Source organism: Ruegeria atlantica (genome assembly GCF_013032505.1).
GTDB classification, from domain to species: domain Bacteria; phylum Pseudomonadota; class Alphaproteobacteria; order Rhodobacterales; family Rhodobacteraceae; genus Ruegeria; species Ruegeria atlantica_F.
In genome coordinates this window covers 1,466,667-1,484,760 of record NZ_WQCG01000001.1, presented here as the reverse complement: position 1 = coordinate 1,484,760, position 18,094 = coordinate 1,466,667, and the positions used below count along the sequence as shown (strand labels likewise).

Below are 18,094 nucleotides of genomic sequence, written 5' to 3'. Positions count from 1 at the left end.
GTAGGTTCAAATCCTACTCCCGCAACCAAATCGAATAAAACAATCAAATCAAAACCAAAACCAAAACCAAAAATAAGACCAAAAATACGGTCGACCTACGAGAAAAACTCGTCAGAACTTACCTGCCCGCGAAATCGCGACGGCGTAACTCCCATCTGACCACGAAAAAAACGCGTGAAATGAGACTTGTCTGAATATCCCAACATCAGACTAATTTCAGTTATTGTCTTGTCGTTGCGGCTTAGGTGATCTTTGGCGACGTCGACCTTGAGGCGTTTGATTTCCCGCGGCAGCGTTGTTCCCTGTTGGTGCAGAGCCCTCAGCAGCCGATCCGCTTGAAGGCCGAGCAGGCGGGCAACGGCCGGTGGACTCAAGTCAGCTTCGTCTAGCTTATCGCGCAAAACGGATCGTATCGCGGCGACGACAGTGATCTCTTCTTGTTGCTTGGGAGAAGTTTGTGGTTCAACTGAGGCGTCGAATGAATGAGGCTTTAATAGCCAGTCGACCGGAAAGCTGATTTGCATCCCTGGATCTGTCCCGAGTCCGACTTCAATGCCCTTGTAGCCAAGTGGGACCCCGTTGATGTAGCGGCTTTCCCACCGCACGACCGAAGGGCTCCAGGACTGTGCGACCACGGTTTGCAGTAGACGAACATAGATCGCGGCCCCGAATCCTGTGACCTGAACCGGAGGTACGGCTGGGTCCTGCTGCCGTTCGATCCGATAGATTGCTTTGTCTGCATCTAAAATCAGCCTGTGGCGTACCGAACTGGACTCTTGCGGAACGAGCCGGACAAAGCGGGCAAAGAACTCAAAGAGCGTTTTGGATGAATGTCGGGCCTGCGCAAACGGCGGCCACTCGTGCAAGTTGAATGACTCTCCGACATGCAGTCCAAGATAACGATCTCCTGCTATGTCTGAAAAGGCGTTAAGAAGTCCGTAAACCAATTCTGAATGCACATAGACGGACGGATCGGACAAGAGCTCGGCCTGAAGGCCCACCTGATCTAAAGCAGGCTGGGGGTCAATCTGGCGTTCCGTGAGATAGTTCAGAAACGGTGCCGCCAGCGCGAGCCGAATAAATCCTTCGCTTTGGCCCTGTGCAATGGTGTTTATAGGCATGTCCGTCACCTTTCGGGGTTGGCTCGATGACCACTTTTTGCACCTTATTCAAACAATGAGATTGAAAACTGGCAACTACTTGTAGCTAAATCAAGCTAACATCTCAGATATTCGAATATATCGAGGTTGCCTATGTCCGGATCACGAACACCACTGCTATGGGCTGCGTTTTTTGCTGCGGCCAGTTCTTTTGGTTTGCCCGCGATGGCCCAGGATACTGAAGCCCCGCAAACCTTGTTTACTAACGTGCACGTATTTGATGGGGTAAGCGAACAGCGCATCGAGAATGCCAGCGTGCTGGTCGAGGGTAACCTGATAAAATCCGTCTCGACCGATACGATCGATGCGCCGAACGCCACGGTTGTTGATGGGGGCGGTCGGACCTTGTCGCCAGGTTTCATTGAGCTTCATGCGCATCTTATGCTGATGGGGCCAACCCTTCCTGCAATGGAGGCCAACACAACCTGGGAGGATTTTGCCATTCACGGGGCCAGAATGGCCGAGATGTACCTGATGCAGGGGTTCACCACCGTTAGGGACGCGGGTGGCGCCAATGGCGGACTTCGCCGCGCCATCGACGCGGGGCAGATTGTTGGTCCCCGATATTTTCCCTCTGGCGCTTTCATAGGAACGCGCGGTGGTCACGCCGACTTTGCCAATTTCACGGCACCTCCCGGATCGGATACCAATATGGGCCGTTTGAACATGGCGCAGGAAGTGAGCGGCGTGGATGACGTTTACAAATTCGCGCGAAACAATTTCCGTATGGGCGCAACGCAGCTGAAGTTCATGCAATCTGGCGGTGTCGTTTCGGCGTTCGATCCGTGGCAATTGCTTGCCGGGTCTCGCGAAGAAATTGAAGCCGCTGTGCAGGTTGCAAATGAGTATGGCAGTTACGTCATGGCGCACTCTTACCGCAAAGAGGCGATCCTGAGCGCCTTGGAAGCCGGGGTGATGTCGATCGAACACGGGTTCTCGTTTGACTGTGAGATTGCCGAGGTCATGAACGCGAAGGGGGCTTACATCACCACAAACCTGACCGCATTTGATCCGGGCTTGCTTGAAATCCCCGCGGTTGCAAACGTGCCCGCCAGCCTGGCTAAGGCTAAGTCCGCATCGGCAACTTTTGCAGGCTACATCGACAACATGAAGGAGTGCCCGGTAAAGCGTGGGTTCCAGACCGACTGCGTTGGATCTGTCGAGGCATGCAACATTCAAATCGCTTATGAAAAGCACCTGAACAACGAGTTTTTCGGCCCCTATACGTCGATGGTTACGCTGACCTCGACAGGCGGCGAAGTTGTTGCTTTGTCCGGTGATTTCATGAACCCGTATACTGGCGGCAAACTGGGTGTGATCGAACAAGGTGCCTATGCGGATATTCTGCTGATTGATGGTAACCCGCTCGAGGATTTCTCGGTCACTGGAACCGGCAATCAGTGGTTTGGTGCGGACCCGCGACCAGACAGCCCTGAGACCATCCGTTTGATCATGAAAGACGGCGTCATCTACAAAAATACGTTGGACTGATTTAAGGTAGATGCACCGAAACAAGCGATGTATCGGAGGGCGCGGATGAAAGCCTTTTACACGATGGTCACAGCGGTCGCACTGACCCTAGCCGGTTCTGCTGCAATCGCGGCTCCGGGTGGCGTTATTGACTGGTCCGATTTGCCGGACCCATCGGTTCAGGCTTTCAAGGACCCATACAGGGAACTCAGCCCGGAAATGTTCGATGACGTACTGTTCGTCGTTCGTATGCGTAGCAGGCTGCAGCAGGATGTCGGCAGCGCAGAGGAACGGCACAAATGGCAAGAGCTTCTGACCGAGACCGAAGATGCCCTTGCAGCTGGCGGAGTCGATGTCGATTGGTTACTGGCCCAGCGGCAAGTTGTGACCGAACGGCGTGAATTGGCCGCAACAGCGGGAAATCCACTGATCGACGGGCAAACGATCACACTTGCAGGGTTTGCAATACCGGCACCTGCAGATGCGGACGGTCGGCCTGTGGCCTATCTGGTGCCGGAACGGGGCATGTGCAGCCACATGCCTCCGCCGCCGCCAAATCAGATGATCCGGGTACGGTTGGACGGGGATTGGACCCCCAGCTTTTTCCATGAACCTGTGCGGTTGACGGGAAAGCTGACCATAGCCCCTTCGGATCAAAGAATGATGGTCGTGGATGGCTTGATGCCCATGCACGCGACCTTTCAATTGGATGCCGACAGCGCCGAGACACTGGAAACCCGCGGCGACAGCCTTGAATGGACGCAGAGCGGTGCCAACCGCCTTCGCGGGGCAGGCAATCGCAAGACCGGCGGCAATAAGGCGTCCGAATGATCAGAGCTTCGATTGCCACGCTGCTGCTTCTTGTTTGCACAAGCGGGGCTTGGGCGCAGGGTTTGTCCGGACCTTCTTCTGTTGGGGCCGAACTAGAACCCGGTGATGGGCTGACAGATCCGCAGTATCGTTCGGATTTTCCGAAAAACATTGCGCCGCGATGGTTTCGTTGGAAAGACGGTCTGGCCGAGAACGGTTTTCGGTTCAACTTCGACTACTTGGCATTGGGTCAATCCACGAACGCTGATTTGGGGACCGGTGAAGCGGCCAGCGGTATCGCGCGGTTGTATGGCAACTGGCAGGCAACCGAACGAGGCTCTTTGACGTTCAAAATCGAGCATCGCCATAAATATACGGAAGTTGCGCCACAGTTTCTGGGGTTGGACGGCGGGGCGCTGTCCATCACGGGCACAGCATTCAACGACAGTGGCTTATTGTTGACCAACCTGTTCTGGACCCAAAGGGCAGATGATGGTGCATGGACATTGCAGATAGGCCAAATCGACGTCACCGATTTTGTAGATGTCTATGGGCTGGTCAGCCCCTATAGCGGTTTTCAGAACCTTGCCTTCAACACGAATCCGACAATCAACGCCCCCAATCCAGGGTTGGGGATTGCCGGCGGCTTGAAGCTGAGCAGCAATCTATACGCCGTAGCCAGTGTAGCCGACGCCAATGCAGATCCTTCGGACCCGAGTTTTGACGTGTTCAGCGACGGTAATCTCTTCAAGTCGTTAGAGCTTGGCTACACGTCCAGTTTCGACCGCATCTATTTTGACAACGTCCACCTGACCCTGTGGCACGCCGATGCCGCTGATGATGGCAGCCGCGCTGAGGATTATGGCGCAGCCTTTTCCGCTGCTTGGTTCGTGGATAACAAATGGATGCCATTCTTGCGCGCTGGCGCGGCGAAAGGAACTGCAGCATTGTACGACCGCTCTGTTTCAGCGGGGGTCGGATATTTCGGTCGCAACACGGATCTTGCCGGGCTGGGTTTGAACTGGGCCGAAGCGCGTGGCGTCGATGGGGATCAGTTCACGGTTGAAGCGTTCTACCGCTTCTCGATTTCACCGGGCCTGCAGATCACACCGTCTTTGCAGTTCATCGAAAACCCTTTGTTGAACCAGGAGCAATCCAGCGTAACGTTGATCGGCCTGCGAACACGGATCGTTTTCTGACAAAGAAAGTCCAGTGCTTCGGCGTTGAAGATGCTCGGAGATAACCTGTTTCAATGCTCCAGCTCACGATTCTGGGGGTTGGTTGCCTTCGGAAACGAGTTTTTCCGCAAAATCGTATTTTTCCGTCAAAAAAATTTGCACAATTTCAATCGGTTATGCCTGCCTACGGGAAACCCCCAATTCCTGAAAACAAGTCGATTCGTTAACTTTAAATCATCCAAAGATTTACTGCGGACAATACCACTTTTCCCCGATGAGGGGCTGGCTACTTACCCCCTCGGCCGGCCCCTCAACCGCCTTTTTCAAGCCCCTTTCCCGAAAATTTGCCACTAACCTTGTACTGCCTCCAGCACGAGTGCAGGCAACTTGTGCGTGTCATCGTAGCTGAAGTTGTGCGGGATCTCTGCAACCGGGGTCTTTCTGTAGCCTTCCGAAAACAGCAGGAAGGGTACTTTGGCACGGTATGCAGTTTCGGCATCCACCTCGCTGTCGCCGACATAAAGACGCGGGCCGGCATTGGCGACGGCATTGAAGCTCGCTTCAAGGTGCGCGGGATCAGGTTTGCGAACAGCCAGTGTATCGCCGCCAAATACAGTGTCGAAGTGTTGAGCCAGATCCAGCGCCTCTAAGATATGTCGCGCCGGGGCCTCGGGTTTGTTCGTGCATACACCCAAAACGCAACCCATTTCGCGCAGTTTCGCCAGCGCTTGTGGAACGCCGGGGTACGGGATCGTTTTCTCGCTGGAGGCGGCAGAGTAATGGGCCAGCGTCAGTTTGGTCAATTCTCCATGCCGCCCGATCGGCAGGTCGTGATGGCGGATCATTCGCTCGACCAGTTTTGGCAGGCCATTACCCACAAATTGTTTGATTGTGCTTTCTGGCAGGGGGGCGATGCCGATATCCAGCAATGTCCGGTTGGCCGCCGCAGCAATGTCCGGAAGGCTGTCCACCAGCGTTCCATCCAAGTCGAACATGATTGTCGCGGTCATCGGTATTCCCGTCTGTAAATGAGTGTGAACCAGACCTAGCCTGCATGAAATCTCGACGCAATTACCCCGAGACCGTGTTTTCCGAGGAACGGGGTTGACATACCTGACTAAATTAATCAGATTAGCGTCAAGATCCCTTCAGCCAACCCGGTTCGGGTCAGCCATATTGTTGAAAGCGCGAACAAATTAAGGCCCTTCGCCCGAGAACCTACTGGAGTTGTCCTGATGAATGTGCAGAATCCAAATGCCAGCCAGTCCTATGCGGTGTCCATGCTCCCGGCCCACAAAGCCGAAGATTTGACCAAGGGTGGCAACTTGGCCCATATCGAACTGGGCGATCAACTTTACACACTGCGTATCACACGCGCCGGCAAGCTGATCCTGACGAAATGAGCGCGCCTTCCTCGCGCGGCGGGGCTGCGGTTGGGCGTCTGTCCGACCTCAGCCCGATCGAAGTTGGCGCCGTTATGTATCTGCGTTTATGGAGCGAAAGCCCCCAGGCGCGTGCGGATGCAGCAAGCGATTTCGAAATCGCGCTCGGTCTGGACCAGGGGCGGGCGGCGATGATGACGCTGGACCGTCTGTGCGGGCTGTGTGCTCATCACGGTCGTCGTCCCTTGGTGCGGCACGGGTTGGGCTGTTCCTGCCTCGGCGCAGATGAGAACTGCTTTGCGCAGATGATTGCTGCGGCGTCAGAAGGTGCGCGGGAAGACGCCATGATGATGGCATCCCTTATCGTTCGGCCCGACTTTGCCCCGGCGTTGGCATCGCTGTCCGAAGAGATGGGCATGGTACTGCGCCGCATGACCGCGTCGATACCCCTGCCGACCACAGGGCATAAGTCCCCCTCGGCCGTGTTGCATTAAGCAGCAGGCAACTTAAAAACCCCGGCGTATCAGAGTCGGGGTTTTTTTGCTTCAGCAGCACCCGCATCCAGCGTGATGATGATCGTGATCGCAGGCCGGCGCGGGGGCATAGTCACCAACCTCGGACAGTACGTCGCGCAAGGCCCATAGGATCATGTCGACGTCTTCCGCCTCGATGGTCAGGGGCGGGCGAATTTTCAGGATGTTATCTTTGGGACCCTCACTGCCGATTAGGATACGGTGATCACGCATCCGATTCTTGACGTAGCTGCAGATCTCGGTGCCCTCGGAATTGTCTGGATTGATCAGCTCCACACCCAGAAACAAGCCCATGCCACGCACGTCTCCTACACAGCTGAAATCGGCTTCAATCTGTCGGAGCCCGTCCATCAGCCGCAAGCCCATGTCGCGGGCGTTGCCTTGAAGGCCTTCGTCATCGACGATATCCAACACCTCTTTGCCAATCCGGCAAGACAGGTTGGAGCCGCCGAAGGTCGAAAAGAACTCGATCCCGTTGTTGAAACTGTCCGCGATGGCCTTGGTCGTAACGAGAACACCCAGCGGATGGCCGTTACCGATGGGCTTGCCCATAACAACGATATCCGGCAGCGCGCCCTGATGTTCAAAGCCGAAATAGTAGTCACCAAGGCGACCAAGGCCGGTCTGAACCTCATCCGCAATGCATACGCCGCCTGCTGCGCGGATCTTATCGTATACCGCTGGCAGATATCCTTTGGGTGGGATGATCTGACCGCCAACCGAGGGGAAGGTTTCTGCAATAAAGCCAGCCAGCCCTTGGCCTTTGTCCTGTAGCGCGGCGATAGCCGGATCCACGAGGTCAGCGAATTTCTGGGCGCGATCAGGATCGTCGCGCTTGTACGAGCCACGAAAATCGTCTGCAACCTCGACCAGTTCGACCCAATCCGCCTGACCGATCCCGCCCGGCTTTTTGAACTTGTAAGCCGAGATTGCCACCGCTGCATTGGTATTGCCGTGATAGCCGTGGTCCGGCGTAACAATTCCCTTGGCTCCGGTATGTGCCCGGGCCAATCGCAAGGCCAGTTCGTTTGCCTCGGTACCCGAGTTTACGAAGAAGCAGACCTCAAAATGATCGGGCAGTTTGGACAGGATCTTGTCGGCAAACGCTGTTTGCGCCGGGTGCAGGTAGCGTGTGTTCGAATTCATCCGTTTCAGCTGATCTGCTGCCACGGCCTGAATGCGTGGGTGAGCATGGCCCACATGCGGGACGTTGTTGTAGGCGTCCAGGTAGGGGCGACCCCACTCATCAAAAAGGTGGTGTTTCCACCCGCGCACCAGCATGACCGGATCGTCATAGGTCAGGCTCAGGTTTCCGCCGAAATGATCATGCCGCCCTTGCAGGATCGCCTGTTTGTCGGTCGGGCGATAGAACACCTTGTCATCCGGCAGGTTCAGCAGGGCTGCGGGGTTGGGGCAAACGGCGTGCCACAGCTCCATCTCATCCGGATCGCCGACACCAGGCCAATCGTTTTGCATCCCGTCCGTAGTCAAAGCCAGGTGGAAATGCACATGCGGGGCCCAGCCTCCATTTTGCGTAGAATTCCCCAGTCGAGCAAAGGCGGCACCTTGCGCCACGGGATCACCGGGCTTTAGCCGCCCACAAACCTCGGGGTCCAGATGACCATAGAGGGTATAGAACGGATCGCCTTCAGGCGTTTCATGGTGCAAGATCACGACACCGCCGTAGTCCAGGTGGGCATTGCGGTTTTCAACGGCTTCGACCCGACCGCTCATCGGCGCATGCAAGATGGTTTCGGCGGGGGCGAATATGTCCACTGCCAAATGCACCGTCCGTCGGTCAGAAGCTTTCCACGGCCCTTTGCGGAACGCAGGCTCGGCATAGATCAGGCGGGGTTCATTGTAATAGCCTAGCCAGAGGCCTTCTCCGAACTCCTCACCCACGCGCGCGGCTTCACCCAGCGGCATGTTGAAGGGGTTCTGTGGCCATGTTGAATTCTCGACCGACAGCGATCCCATTGGAACTTCACTTAGGTCCTGGTCGAACATTTGGGCGAACTGACCGCGATGTTCAGAGAGATAGGCATGGATGCGTTCAGCCCCGTCCGTCACGGACAATCCGCATCCAGCGCGCAACCGCGCGGACATCAGACCGCCATTGATTGCATTGTTCTCCAGGAACCGCCATGCGGGGGCCTGACTGATTGTCACGTAAGGATCATCCGGGTTCTCGGACGCCATTAGGGTCGAGTTGACCACCGACACCGCCAGCCGCATCCGCAGCAGTGGCCAGATCAGATCAACCTCGTCAGCCCGCAACCGGTTTGCGGCGTGATAGCCGCGAACCAGCGCTGTCAGCGCGCGCTCAGGCTTTGGATGGTCCAGAACGATGTAAGCTGCGGCAATCGCCAGATCGCAGATACGCGGCGCGGCGCACATGTCCCCCAAATCAATCAGGCCCGAGACTGTCTGGCGCTGCCCCAACTCTCCGTCGACCAAGATGTTGTAGTCGTTAGCATCATTGTGGATTGCCTGTTTCGGCAGGCTGGCCAAACGGTCCGAAATCGTATCGAAACCAGCGCAAATCTCGGACAACATGGCCTGTCGCGCCGGATCTGTGATGGCGTCCAGCTTGTCCGCGATCCAGCCCGCTTGCGTAAGGTCCCATTTGAAATCCGGGCGGTGCAGTCCTTCGTGGTCAAATCGCTCCAACGCCCTGCCGGTTGCCCCCAAAACGCGGCCCAGCTTCATGATCAGTTCTTCGGGCTTCGGTGCCGCCTTGGCATAGCATTGGCCCGGCAAGCACTCGAGCAGCCAAGCCAGTCGTGGCTGCCCATCCTGATCCGAGATTTCCGGTAGCAGCGCACCGTTGATGTCAGGGAAAACAGCAGGAAAGGGAAGCCCCGGAGCCTCGGCAGCGAGGTGTTCCAAAGCCTTGATCTGCAGGTCAATGAACTCGACCTCGCAGTCTGCGCGCATGACTTTCAGCACATAGTTTTGGCCGTTGGTGGCCCTGGCCAGAAAGTTGAGGTCATATTCGCCGTCCAGTCGGGTCAGCTTAGCCTCATGCCCCCATTGGGTGCGTAGGGCGCGAGCCCAGAAATCCGTCGGCTCAACCATGTTTGCAGTCCTTTAGTCCAGCGCGCGCAGGCGTTTGAAGAGCGAGGATGTGTCCCAGCGCCCACCACCCAGTTTCTGAACATCTTTGTAAAACTGATCGACCAGCGCGGTCACGGGCAGCGAAGCCCCCGTTTCATTGGCCGTGTCCAAACAGATGCCAAGATCCTTACGCATCCAGTCCACCGCAAACCCATGATCGAAATGGTCATCCAGCATCGTTTCATACCGGTTCGCCATCTGCCAACTGCCTGCCGCGCCCTGGCTGATCACTTCGACGACCGACCGGCCGTCCAGCCCTGCTTTCTCGGCAAAGTGCAATGCCTCGCTGAGGCCTTGCACCAAGCCGGCAATAGCGATCTGGTTACACATTTTGGTCATTTGACCCGCGCCGCTGTCGCCAATGCGACGGCAAATCTTGGAATAGACCTGCATGATCGGTTCTGCCGCATCATAAGCCGCCTGATCTCCGCCGCACATGATCGACAGGACTGCGTTTTCGGCTCCTGCCTGGCCGCCGGAGATTGGGGCGTCCACAAAAGCAATGCCACGGGTTGCTCCTGCGTCGTAAAGCTCGCGCGTCACCTTGGCGGAAACGGTCGTGTGGTCGACAAAAATCGCGCTGTCCGACATACCGTTGAACGCACCGTTCTCACCCGTGCAAACCATGCGCAGGTCATCGTCATTTCCGACGCAAGCCATAACGAATTCTGCACCCTCTGCAGCTTCGCGCGGCGTCGCAGCCATCGAACCGCCGTGTTGGGCGACCCAGGCTTCGGCCTTTGCCGCGGTGCGATTAAATACGGTGACATCGTGCCCGGCGGCCTGCAGGTGACCGGCCATGGGATAGCCCATGACGCCCAGACCCAGAAACGCGACTTTTGCCATTTGGTGATCCTCTCTGCTGTCCGGTGCCTGTCTTTTTTCAGCAGGCCGGAGTGTTTAGCAGAGACAAAGCAAAGCTGCGCCCAAAGGGCAACCCCGCGTCACGCCTTGCCGCCCAAATCCTGTAGGATCGGGCAATCGGGCCGGTCATCTCCCGCACAGGCGTCAATAAGGTGGCCAAGCGTATCTCGCATCGCGTTTAGATCGGCAATCTTGGCTTCGATTTGGGCCATATGCGCGCGGGCTACCTTTTTAACATCGGCACTGGCACGGGTTTCATCCTCGTAGAGTGCCATCAATGTGCGGCAATCCTCGATCGTGAAACCCAAGGCGCGGGCGCGGCCCAAAAAGTTCAGCTTGTGCACATCTTGGCTGCGGAATCGGCGGTAACCGTTGTCATCGCGCAGTGGTTTGATCAGCCCGATATCCTCGTAGTAGCGGATCGTTTTCGCGGGCAGACCTGTCTGGTTTGAAACGTCGCCGATATTCATGAGGTCACCGTTTGCGTTGAATGGCCTTGCGGAGTGTCAGGCAGGCTGGCACGGACGCGTCGCAAACGTAGTGCATTCGAGACGACAAAGACACTCGACAACGCCATCGCCCCAGCGGCGAGGGCTGGTGACAAGAGGTGTCCGCTAAACGGGTAAAGAACACCTGCAGCAACCGGGATGAGCAGGATGTTATAGCCAAAGGCCCAGCCCAGGTTCTGCTTGATGTTGCGCATTGTCCTGCGGCTGATCTCAACCGCATTAACGACACCGCGCAAATCACCAGACATGAGCACCACGTCAGCGGTTTCAATCGCCACGTCAGTGCCGGTTCCAATCGCGATACCGATATCCGCCGCCGCCAATGCAGGGGCGTCGTTGATACCATCCCCGACAAAAGCCACAGAGCCGAACGTGTCGCGCAACGCATTAATCGCGGACAGCTTGCCATCAGGCAGTACCTCGGCCGTGACATGATCGATGCCCAGATTGCCTGCCAAAGCCTGCGCCGTACGAGCGTTGTCGCCCGTCACCATCGCCAATGTCAGCCCCATCTCGTGCAGACGTTCCAGCGCCTGCACAGTGCCGGGTTTGATTGGGTCCGCCACTGCCAGCATCGCAGCAGCTTGTCCGTCGATGGCCACAAACAAGGGTGTCGCGCCTTCGGCTGCGCGCTGGTTGGCCTCAGCCATCAGCTCTTGCATGACGGCAATGTTGTTCTGCTCCATCAGTCTGGCCGATCCGATCAGCAGCTTTTGCCTCTCGACTATGGCCTGAACACCCAGACCGGTGAGTGATTCAAAACCCGTAATATTGGGCAAATCTGATGGCCCGGCGCGGGTGATGGCCGAGGCGATGGGATGCTCTGAACGTGACTCGACTGCGGCTGCCAAACGCAAAACGTCGTCGCGGTCAAAGTCGTTCACGGTCTTAACGCCGGCAAGCTCCGGCCGCCCTTGCGTGAGTGTCCCGGTTTTGTCCAAAGCCACTACTTTGACCTGTTGCAATTGCTGCAACGCATCGCCTTTGCGGAACAGCACACCCAGCTCTGCTGCGCGACCGGTACCAACCATAATCGAGGTTGGTGTCGCCAGGCCCATGGCACAGGGACAGGCGATGATCAAAACCGAAACCCCGGCGACCATGGCCATTGGCAATGTCGGTTCAGGGCCAAACACCAACCAGACCGCTATCGTCAGCAAAGCCACTGCGATCACCACCGGAACGAACCTTGCAGTAATTTGATCGACCAGACCCTGTATCGGCAGTTTCGCCCCCTGCGCCTGTTCGACCATATGTATGACCTGAGCCAGAACCGTGTCGGCACCAACACGCGTTGCGCGCACGCGCAGCGCACCGGTGCCGTTCACCGTGCCGCCAACGACCTGATCCGAGGATGCTTTGCCCACCGGCACCGGTTCGCCTGTGATCATGCTTTCATCCACATAAGAGTTGCCGTCCAGAACCTCGGCATCCACGGGAACCCGCTCACCCGGGCGGATCTGCAGAATATCTCCCACCGCGATATCGGCGATGGGTCGATCAAAGAAGTTGCCGTCCTGTTCTACCCTTGCCGTTTTGGGCTGTAACCCGACCAGCTTACGGATCGCCGCGCCAGTCCGGCCTTTAGCGCGCGCCTCCATGACGCGGCCCAGCAGGATAAGGACCACGATGACCGATGCGGCCTCGAAATATACATTGGCGCTGCCCTGTGGCAGGATTTGCGGGGCGAAGGTTGCGGTGACCGAGAATAAGTAGGCGGCCCCCGTTCCCAGGGCGACCAGCGCGTTCATATCGGGCGATCCTCGCATCAATGACGGAATGCCTTTGACGTAAAACACACGCCCGGGGCCAGCCAAAATGACGGAGGTCAGAGCAAACTGCACAAGGTGACTGGATTGCGTGCCGATCGTGGCATGAACCCAATGATGGAAGGCGGGGATCATGTGCCCACCCATTTCCAAAATAAATACCGGCAATGCGAGCACGGCTGCCAAGATCGTCGCGCGAGTCAGCGCATGGGTTTCATTGGCGTTCGTGTGATTTGCGGGCGTATCCGGCACGCCGTCCGCCACACGTGCGGGGTATCCGACAGCTTCGGACAAATTGGCCAGTTTTTGCGGATCGGTAGCCCCGTCGATAAACGTGACCACAGCGGTTTCGGTTGCAAGATTAACTTGCGCATCAACGACAGCAGGGTCAGCTTTCAGCGCTTTTTCAATCTTGGCCACGCAGGATGCACAATTCATCCCGCCGACTTTCAGGGTCGTCTGTTTGCTGATCGCTGGGTATCCGGCGTCGCTCAGGGCGTTCGTCAACGCGTTGATTGGCCTGGTATGCGTGATCTGAGCCGTTTCTGTTGCGAAATTGACCGAAGCCTCGGTCACGCCTGGTACCGCTTTCAAAGCGGCCTCGGCTCGTCCCACACAAGACGCGCAGGACATGCCCGAAATTTTGAGTTGAGTGATTTGCGGCGTAGTCATGCGACTCATCCTGAATTGACTTTCATCCACCAGATGGGGGTTCCAGTCACGGGAAGGTCAAGGGCAAACAGAGGTTTTCTTTTTATTTCCCGGAACGCGCGCTATCGGGTCGATAGCGTTTCTAGCAGGAGCGTGTTGTAAACCGCCGGTGGCGAGGTGCGCACAGCCTGGGGTGACGCAAAAAACGCCAACATCAGAGCGGCCGTGGCCAAGACAAAACCAACGAGGCAAAAACTGGCGACATTCAATGTGGACCGTTTCATCGGGAATGTCCTTGTTCAAGATAAGCAGATAAATTTTTGCCGTTGCTGGATCAGGAAAGGCTTGCCAGCTCTTGCTTCAGTTTCTCATTTTCGGCCTGAAGTTGCGCCAATTGCTGCCCTAGTGAATTAAGATGCGGCCGAAGCTCGGCCTCGGTAAATCGGGGCGTAATGTGGCGTGGGCAATTCCAATCCAATCCCTCAACCCGGATGATTACAGCGCGTTCAGCTGGGGCATCGGCGCCATCCGGGTATAGGCTGGTCGCTGCGGTTTCGCCTTCAGTGAACTCGACCCTGCCAAGGATTTTCAGGCGGCGCCGGTTGGCGTAATCCATAAGGATCATCGCCACCCGGTTGTTTCCGTCCAGATTCCCGCGCGAGATATACTGCTTGTTGCCGGAAAAATCGGCATACCCGATTGTCTGCGGTCCCAGAACCTTGAGAAACCCGATCGGGCCACCGCGGTATTGCACATATGGCCAACCGGTCTCGGACACGGTGGATTGATAGAACCCGTCCCGCGCTTCGATAAAGGCTTTTTCGGGCTCACCGATTTCATGACCCTGCTGCGGGCCGCTTTCGATGAATTTTGCATAGGTTTTGGCAGATCCCATTCGCTCCTGATGGGCGCGGACGGCGGGGGTAAAGGTCAGTTCTGAAAAAGCGCGGGGCATGAGATGTCCTTTCAAAGTCCCAGTTCGGACAGGCCAGGATGATCATCGGGCCGAGGGCCGTGCGACCAGAAAAATAATCGTTCAGCTTCAGCAATAGGCAGATCGTTCAACGATGCGTGGCGTTCAGCCATTCGACCATCTTGTGCAAATTGCCAGTTTTCGTTGCCATAAGACCGGAACCACTGACCGCTGTCGTCCCGCCATTCATATGCATAGCGCACCGCAATTCGGTCACCGGAATAGGCCCACAGCTCTTTGATCAGCCGATATTCCAGTTCCTTGTGCCATTTGCGAGTTAGAAACGCATGGATGTCTGCATGCCCGCTCAGGAATTCCGCCCGATTACGCCACCGGCTGTCTTCAGTGTAGGCCGGGGTAACAACATCCGCGTCACGGCTGTTCCAGGCGTTTTCCGCCATCCGCACTTTTTGCGTTGCGGTTTCCAGTGTGAACGGGGGCAAAGGGGGACGAGTCATTTACAAGTCTTTCAAGTCAGTGAGGCTGCCAACAAAGCGATTGTCAAAAGAAGGGGGACGTATTGGGGCGGGAATGGTCTGCTGCGGGATTTCATTGGTTTACTCCGGAGGTTTACAGATCGGTACACTATGAGCTCAATGTGTACAGATCGGTAACCTTTTTCAAGTATTGAGCTGAATTAATTTGATCCCAAATCTGAGTTTCTGATGAGGAGTGAATGAAAACAGTAGGTTAGGCTGTTTTTGTTGCAGCCATCGCTGCAGTGCATTATGTACCGATCAGTACATACAGGAGCTGACTGATGCGCCCGAACAAACGTGACGAGCTGGTCCGCAAGGCTTTGCAGGTCTTCTATCGTGACGGATTTCACGCCACCGGCATGGACAAGCTGGTGGTTGAAACAGGCGTGTCAAAAACGTCGATGTACAAGCATTTCCGCACAAAGGAAGAACTCATCCTGGCGGCTTTGCGGCTACGAAATGAGAGTTTTCGCGACTGGTTTATGGCCCGGATAGATGAGCTAGCAGATACGCCCGCTGAACGGTTGATTGCCAGTTTCGATGCGCTGGGCGAGTGGTTTCAGGAGGACAGCTTTCGCGGATGCATGTTCATCAAGGCGGGCGCAGAGTATCAAGAACAGGACCACCCGATCCATGTGCAAGCTGCCGAGCACAAGCGTCTGATGCTTGAGTTTCTGACCGATCTGGCCCGCAAGGCGGGCGCGCGCGACCCCAAGGCACTAGGCTGCCAGCTACTGCTGTTGCAAGAGGGCGCAATCGTAACGGCCGTTCTGGTCAAAAGCTGCGACCCCGCGCAAGATGCCAAGGCAGCGGCGCGGGTTCTGTTGGAAAACGCCTTGGCTTAACCGGATTTAAACCTGTGAACGTAGTGTCTTGAGCAAAAAAGACGTTACGTTGCTATACTGTGGATGGGTTGGTTTGCAGGATGTCCAAAGTTACCCTTGTCGAAATTCGATTTGGGAGAAGCCTACATGTCGCTATTCAAGCCAACCGCCAACTGGGTCACCGAGGAACATCAGATGTTTGCCGAAATGGCAAACCGGTTCATGGATGACGAACTTGTTCCCAACATCGAACGTTGGAACCAGAACGGCGTCGTGGATCGCGACTTCTGGAATAAGGCCGGGGATATGGGGCTGATGGCAGGCGCAATCCCCGAGGAATATGGCGGTGTAGGCGGCGGGATCGGATTTGACGCGGTCACGTTATACGGCCAATCTGCGCGCGGCGATGCAGGCTGGGGGTTCGGGATTCAGTCTATCGTTATCCACTACCTGAACGCCTACGGCAGCGAGGATCAAAAGCACAAGTGGCTGCCCCGTCTGGCATCCGGTGAAATGGTGGGCGCTTTGGCCATGACCGAGCCGGGAACAGGTTCGGACGTTCAGTCCGTTCGCACCACGGCAGACAAAGACGGAAATTCCTATCGCCTAAACGGATCCAAGATCTTTATCACCAACGGCCAATCCGCCGATTTGATCCTGGTGGCCGCAAAGACGGATAAATCGCAAGGATCCAAGGGCGTTTCGCTGATCGCAGTTGAAACCGAGGGCGCAGAAGGATTCCGCCGGGGCCGTAACCTCAAGAAATTGGGGATGAAGGCCAATGATACGGCTGAGTTGTTCTTTGAAGACGTCAAGGTTCCCATGACCAACTTGATCGGTGCGGAAGAGGGGCAAGGCTTTTATCAGATGATGAAACAATTGCCGTGGGAACGTTTGACCATCGGCATCATGGCGCTGGGTGCGATCGACTTCGCAATTGCCGAGACTGTGCGCTATACGCAGGAGCGCAAGGCGTTTGGCCAGCGCGTTATGGACTTTCAAAACACGCGGTTCAAACTGGCCGAATGCAAGACCAAGGCCGAAGTGCTGCGCAGTTTCGTCAATGACTGCATCGCACAGCTTGAGGCGGGCACGTTGGATGCGGCGACGGCCTCGATGGTGAAATACTGGGGGTCAGAAGTGCAAAACGAGATCATGCACGAATGTCTTCAGCTTTTCGGTGGTTATGGGTTCATGATGGAATACCCGATTGCCCGGCTTTATGCGGATGCGCGGGTGCAAATGATTTACGGCGGTACCAACGAAATCATGAAAGAACTGATCGCCCGTTCGCTGGACAATTAATACACCCAAAAGGCTCCCGCCCATCGTCAACGTTTTACAAAAACGTTTTCTCCCGTTGGGCCGGGCAGTCGCGGTTGTGCTCGCACCTGCCCGGCCCACCTGCCGTCCACAGGACACAAGGCCGAAGGCCGCGCAGCTTTCGGCTGAGCCTTTTTCGCTCAGAATGGGCCAACCTGACCTTCCAACCAGATCCGAAACGACCGTAACGGCTCGGACTCAGGCTTCGATTGTGGCCAAACTAGAAAGAACTGCCCCAAGCTAATACGGGGTCCGTTCCAAGCCGGAACCAGCCGTTCGGATTTCAATTCGTTTTCAATCAGATAGCTGGGCAGTAGCGCCGCCCCCAATCCGTGGATCGTGGCCTGCACCATCGTCGAGAACTGATCGAACAGCATTCCCCGCATACCTGATGCATCCCGCCCTTGTGCGGCAAACCATCTTTCCCAGGCGTCCGGCCGGGTTTCAAGGTGCAGTAGGGGGGCTTTCATCAGCCAGCTCAGGTCCTGGTCGCCCCCGGGCAACAGCTCCGGTGCGCAGACCGGGACCACTTGTTCACGCATTATCGGCAGGTAATTTACCCCGGGCCAGTCCTTTTGGCCAAAGTGAATGGCCGCATCAAAATGCTCGGCCTCAAAATCAAACGGCTTGAGACATGTGTTCAGGTTCACGGTCACTTCGGGGTGACACCGGGCAAAATCCTGCAGGCGTGGTGCCAGCCAGTGCATTCCAAAAGCGGGTAGGATGGACAGGTTCAGCGATCCACCTGTTGGATTTGCCTTCAATTTCAGGGATGCCTGCGCTATCTGGTTTAGCGCCGTGCGCGCGACCAGAACATACTCTCGTGCGGCGGGGGTCAGGTGCAATCGCATCTGATTGCGTTGGATGAGCGCGACGCCCAACTGTTCCTCCATCGACTTGAGCTGTCGGCTGATCGCGCTTTGGGTCAGGGACAGTTCTTCGGCCGCAGCCGAAGCGCTGCCAAGGCGATCAACCGCTTCCAGCGCCAGGAGCGAAGGGATCGAGGGTAAGAACCGACGTGGTGCAATCATATGACTAATCCTCATACCTTT

The 18,094-nt window shown here is 56.4% G+C and carries 16 protein-coding genes and 1 pseudogene; 7 read left to right on the top strand and 10 right to left on the bottom strand.

Annotated features, from left to right (window positions below; genetic code table 11):
* Window positions 1–95: 95 nt before the first annotated feature.
* Window positions 96–1,121 carry a helix-turn-helix domain-containing protein gene (locus GOW92_RS07290; RefSeq protein WP_170559267.1) on the bottom strand — a complete coding sequence of 342 codons (1,026 nt, stop codon included), beginning with the start codon at window positions 1,119–1,121 and terminating at the stop codon, window positions 96–98.
* Between the two features lie 132 nt (window positions 1,122–1,253).
* On the opposite strand from GOW92_RS07290, the gene GOW92_RS07285 reads away from it, so the two are divergent.
* Genes GOW92_RS07285 through GOW92_RS07275 form a run of 3 tightly spaced genes read left to right on the top strand, consistent with a single transcriptional unit; the run spans window position 1,254 to window position 4,639 of the window.
* A complete protein-coding gene (locus GOW92_RS07285) occupies window positions 1,254–2,651 on the top strand; it encodes an amidohydrolase family protein (protein WP_217356505.1) in 1,398 nt (465 codons plus the stop codon).
* A 45-nt stretch (window positions 2,652–2,696) separates the two neighbouring features.
* Window positions 2,697–3,461: a DUF3299 domain-containing protein gene (locus GOW92_RS07280; protein WP_170559265.1), complete on the top strand. Its 765-nt coding sequence runs from the start codon at window positions 2,697–2,699 to the stop codon at window positions 3,459–3,461.
* The gene (locus GOW92_RS07275; RefSeq protein ID WP_170559263.1) at window positions 3,458–4,639 is read left to right on the top strand and encodes a carbohydrate porin; all 1,182 of its coding nucleotides are present in this window, start codon (window positions 3,458–3,460) and stop codon (window positions 4,637–4,639) included. The genes GOW92_RS07280 and GOW92_RS07275 overlap by 4 nt, the downstream gene beginning before the upstream one ends.
* 329 nt (window positions 4,640–4,968) lie before the next feature.
* Here GOW92_RS07275 and gph read toward each other — a convergent pair whose 3' ends face one another.
* Window positions 4,969–5,628, bottom strand: coding sequence for a phosphoglycolate phosphatase (gene gph / locus GOW92_RS07270; protein ID WP_170559260.1), 660 nt, complete (start codon window positions 5,626–5,628; stop codon window positions 4,969–4,971).
* A 225-nt stretch (window positions 5,629–5,853) separates the two neighbouring features.
* Between gph and hemP the strand changes: the two genes are divergently transcribed.
* Together hemP and GOW92_RS07260 are read left to right on the top strand one after the other, a co-directional pair.
* The gene (gene hemP / locus GOW92_RS07265) at window positions 5,854–6,021 is read left to right on the top strand and encodes a hemin uptake protein HemP (protein ID WP_170559259.1); all 168 of its coding nucleotides are present in this window, start codon (window positions 5,854–5,856) and stop codon (window positions 6,019–6,021) included.
* On the top strand, window positions 6,018–6,494 hold the full coding sequence (locus GOW92_RS07260) for a hypothetical protein (protein ID WP_170559257.1): 477 nt from the start codon (window positions 6,018–6,020) through the stop codon (window positions 6,492–6,494). The genes hemP and GOW92_RS07260 overlap by 4 nt, the downstream gene beginning before the upstream one ends.
* Before the next feature lie 51 nt (window positions 6,495–6,545).
* Here GOW92_RS07260 and GOW92_RS07255 read toward each other — a convergent pair whose 3' ends face one another.
* The 7 genes and pseudogenes from GOW92_RS07255 to GOW92_RS07225 all read right to left on the bottom strand — a co-directional run bounded on the left by GOW92_RS07255 (window position 6,546) and on the right by GOW92_RS07225 (window position 14,874).
* Window positions 6,546–9,611 (bottom strand): aminotransferase class III-fold pyridoxal phosphate-dependent enzyme, encoded by a 3,066-nt coding sequence (locus GOW92_RS07255; RefSeq protein ID WP_170559255.1) that lies wholly within the window; start codon window positions 9,609–9,611, stop codon window positions 6,546–6,548.
* 12 nt (window positions 9,612–9,623) lie between these two features.
* A pseudogene (locus tag GOW92_RS07250) lies at window positions 9,624–10,499 on the bottom strand (NAD(P)-dependent oxidoreductase); the annotation flags it as partial.
* 95 nt (window positions 10,500–10,594) lie between these two features.
* Window positions 10,595–10,984, bottom strand: coding sequence for a Cu(I)-responsive transcriptional regulator (gene cueR / locus GOW92_RS07245; RefSeq protein WP_170559251.1), 390 nt, complete (start codon window positions 10,982–10,984; stop codon window positions 10,595–10,597).
* The gene (locus GOW92_RS07240) at window positions 10,981–13,464 is read right to left on the bottom strand and encodes a heavy metal translocating P-type ATPase (protein WP_170559249.1); all 2,484 of its coding nucleotides are present in this window, start codon (window positions 13,462–13,464) and stop codon (window positions 10,981–10,983) included. Before GOW92_RS07240 ends, cueR begins: the two co-directional genes overlap by 4 nt.
* A gap of 101 nt (window positions 13,465–13,565) precedes the next feature.
* The gene (locus tag GOW92_RS07235) at window positions 13,566–13,727 is read right to left on the bottom strand and encodes a hypothetical protein (protein WP_170559247.1); all 162 of its coding nucleotides are present in this window, start codon (window positions 13,725–13,727) and stop codon (window positions 13,566–13,568) included.
* 50 nt (window positions 13,728–13,777) lie between these two features.
* The gene (locus tag GOW92_RS07230; RefSeq protein WP_170559245.1) at window positions 13,778–14,398 is read right to left on the bottom strand and encodes a pyridoxamine 5'-phosphate oxidase family protein; all 621 of its coding nucleotides are present in this window, start codon (window positions 14,396–14,398) and stop codon (window positions 13,778–13,780) included.
* An 11-nt stretch (window positions 14,399–14,409) separates the two neighbouring features.
* Window positions 14,410–14,874, bottom strand: coding sequence for a DUF1348 family protein (locus GOW92_RS07225; RefSeq protein WP_170559243.1), 465 nt, complete (start codon window positions 14,872–14,874; stop codon window positions 14,410–14,412).
* A 302-nt stretch (window positions 14,875–15,176) separates the two neighbouring features.
* Here GOW92_RS07225 and GOW92_RS07220 point away from each other — a divergent pair, with 302 nt between their 5' ends.
* Both GOW92_RS07220 and GOW92_RS07215 read left to right on the top strand, forming a co-directional pair.
* A complete protein-coding gene (locus tag GOW92_RS07220) occupies window positions 15,177–15,740 on the top strand; it encodes a TetR/AcrR family transcriptional regulator (RefSeq protein WP_170559241.1) in 564 nt (187 codons plus the stop codon).
* Window positions 15,741–15,866: 126 nt separating this feature from the next.
* Window positions 15,867–17,024 carry an acyl-CoA dehydrogenase family protein gene (locus tag GOW92_RS07215; RefSeq protein ID WP_170559239.1) on the top strand — a complete coding sequence of 386 codons (1,158 nt, stop codon included), beginning with the start codon at window positions 15,867–15,869 and terminating at the stop codon, window positions 17,022–17,024.
* 158 nt (window positions 17,025–17,182) lie between these two features.
* Here GOW92_RS07215 and GOW92_RS07210 read toward each other — a convergent pair whose 3' ends face one another.
* Complete coding sequence (locus tag GOW92_RS07210; protein WP_170559238.1) at window positions 17,183–18,073, bottom strand: LysR substrate-binding domain-containing protein; 891 nt, start codon at window positions 18,071–18,073, stop codon at window positions 17,183–17,185.
* Window positions 18,074–18,094 lie beyond the last annotated feature (21 nt).

Excerpts from the sequence above, each read along its gene's own strand:
- GOW92_RS07225 (WP_170559243.1), bottom strand. The coding sequence starts at position 14,874 with ATGACTCGTCCCCCTTTGCCCCCGTTCACACTGGAAACCGCAACGCAA.
- GOW92_RS07280 (WP_170559265.1), top strand. The coding sequence starts at position 2,697 with ATGAAAGCCTTTTACACGATGGTCACAGCGGTCGCACTGACCCTAGCC.
- GOW92_RS07210 (WP_170559238.1), bottom strand. The coding sequence starts at position 18,073 with ATGATTGCACCACGTCGGTTCTTACCCTCGATCCCTTCGCTCCTGGCG.
- GOW92_RS07285 (WP_217356505.1), top strand. The coding sequence starts at position 1,254 with ATGTCCGGATCACGAACACCACTGCTATGGGCTGCGTTTTTTGCTGCG.
- GOW92_RS07230 (WP_170559245.1), bottom strand. The coding sequence starts at position 14,398 with ATGCCCCGCGCTTTTTCAGAACTGACCTTTACCCCCGCCGTCCGCGCC.
- GOW92_RS07290 (WP_170559267.1), bottom strand. The coding sequence starts at position 1,121 with ATGCCTATAAACACCATTGCACAGGGCCAAAGCGAAGGATTTATTCGG.
- GOW92_RS07235 (WP_170559247.1), bottom strand. The coding sequence starts at position 13,727 with ATGAAACGGTCCACATTGAATGTCGCCAGTTTTTGCCTCGTTGGTTTT.
- cueR (WP_170559251.1), bottom strand. The coding sequence starts at position 10,984 with ATGAATATCGGCGACGTTTCAAACCAGACAGGTCTGCCCGCGAAAACG.
- GOW92_RS07240 (WP_170559249.1), bottom strand. The coding sequence starts at position 13,464 with ATGACTACGCCGCAAATCACTCAACTCAAAATTTCGGGCATGTCCTGC.
- GOW92_RS07275 (WP_170559263.1), top strand. The coding sequence starts at position 3,458 with ATGATCAGAGCTTCGATTGCCACGCTGCTGCTTCTTGTTTGCACAAGC.
- gph (WP_170559260.1), bottom strand. The coding sequence starts at position 5,628 with ATGACCGCGACAATCATGTTCGACTTGGATGGAACGCTGGTGGACAGC.
- GOW92_RS07220 (WP_170559241.1), top strand. The coding sequence starts at position 15,177 with ATGCGCCCGAACAAACGTGACGAGCTGGTCCGCAAGGCTTTGCAGGTC.
- GOW92_RS07215 (WP_170559239.1), top strand. The coding sequence starts at position 15,867 with ATGTCGCTATTCAAGCCAACCGCCAACTGGGTCACCGAGGAACATCAG.
- hemP (WP_170559259.1), top strand. The coding sequence starts at position 5,854 with ATGAATGTGCAGAATCCAAATGCCAGCCAGTCCTATGCGGTGTCCATG.
- GOW92_RS07255 (WP_170559255.1), bottom strand. The coding sequence starts at position 9,611 with ATGGTTGAGCCGACGGATTTCTGGGCTCGCGCCCTACGCACCCAATGG.
- GOW92_RS07260 (WP_170559257.1), top strand. The coding sequence starts at position 6,018 with ATGAGCGCGCCTTCCTCGCGCGGCGGGGCTGCGGTTGGGCGTCTGTCC.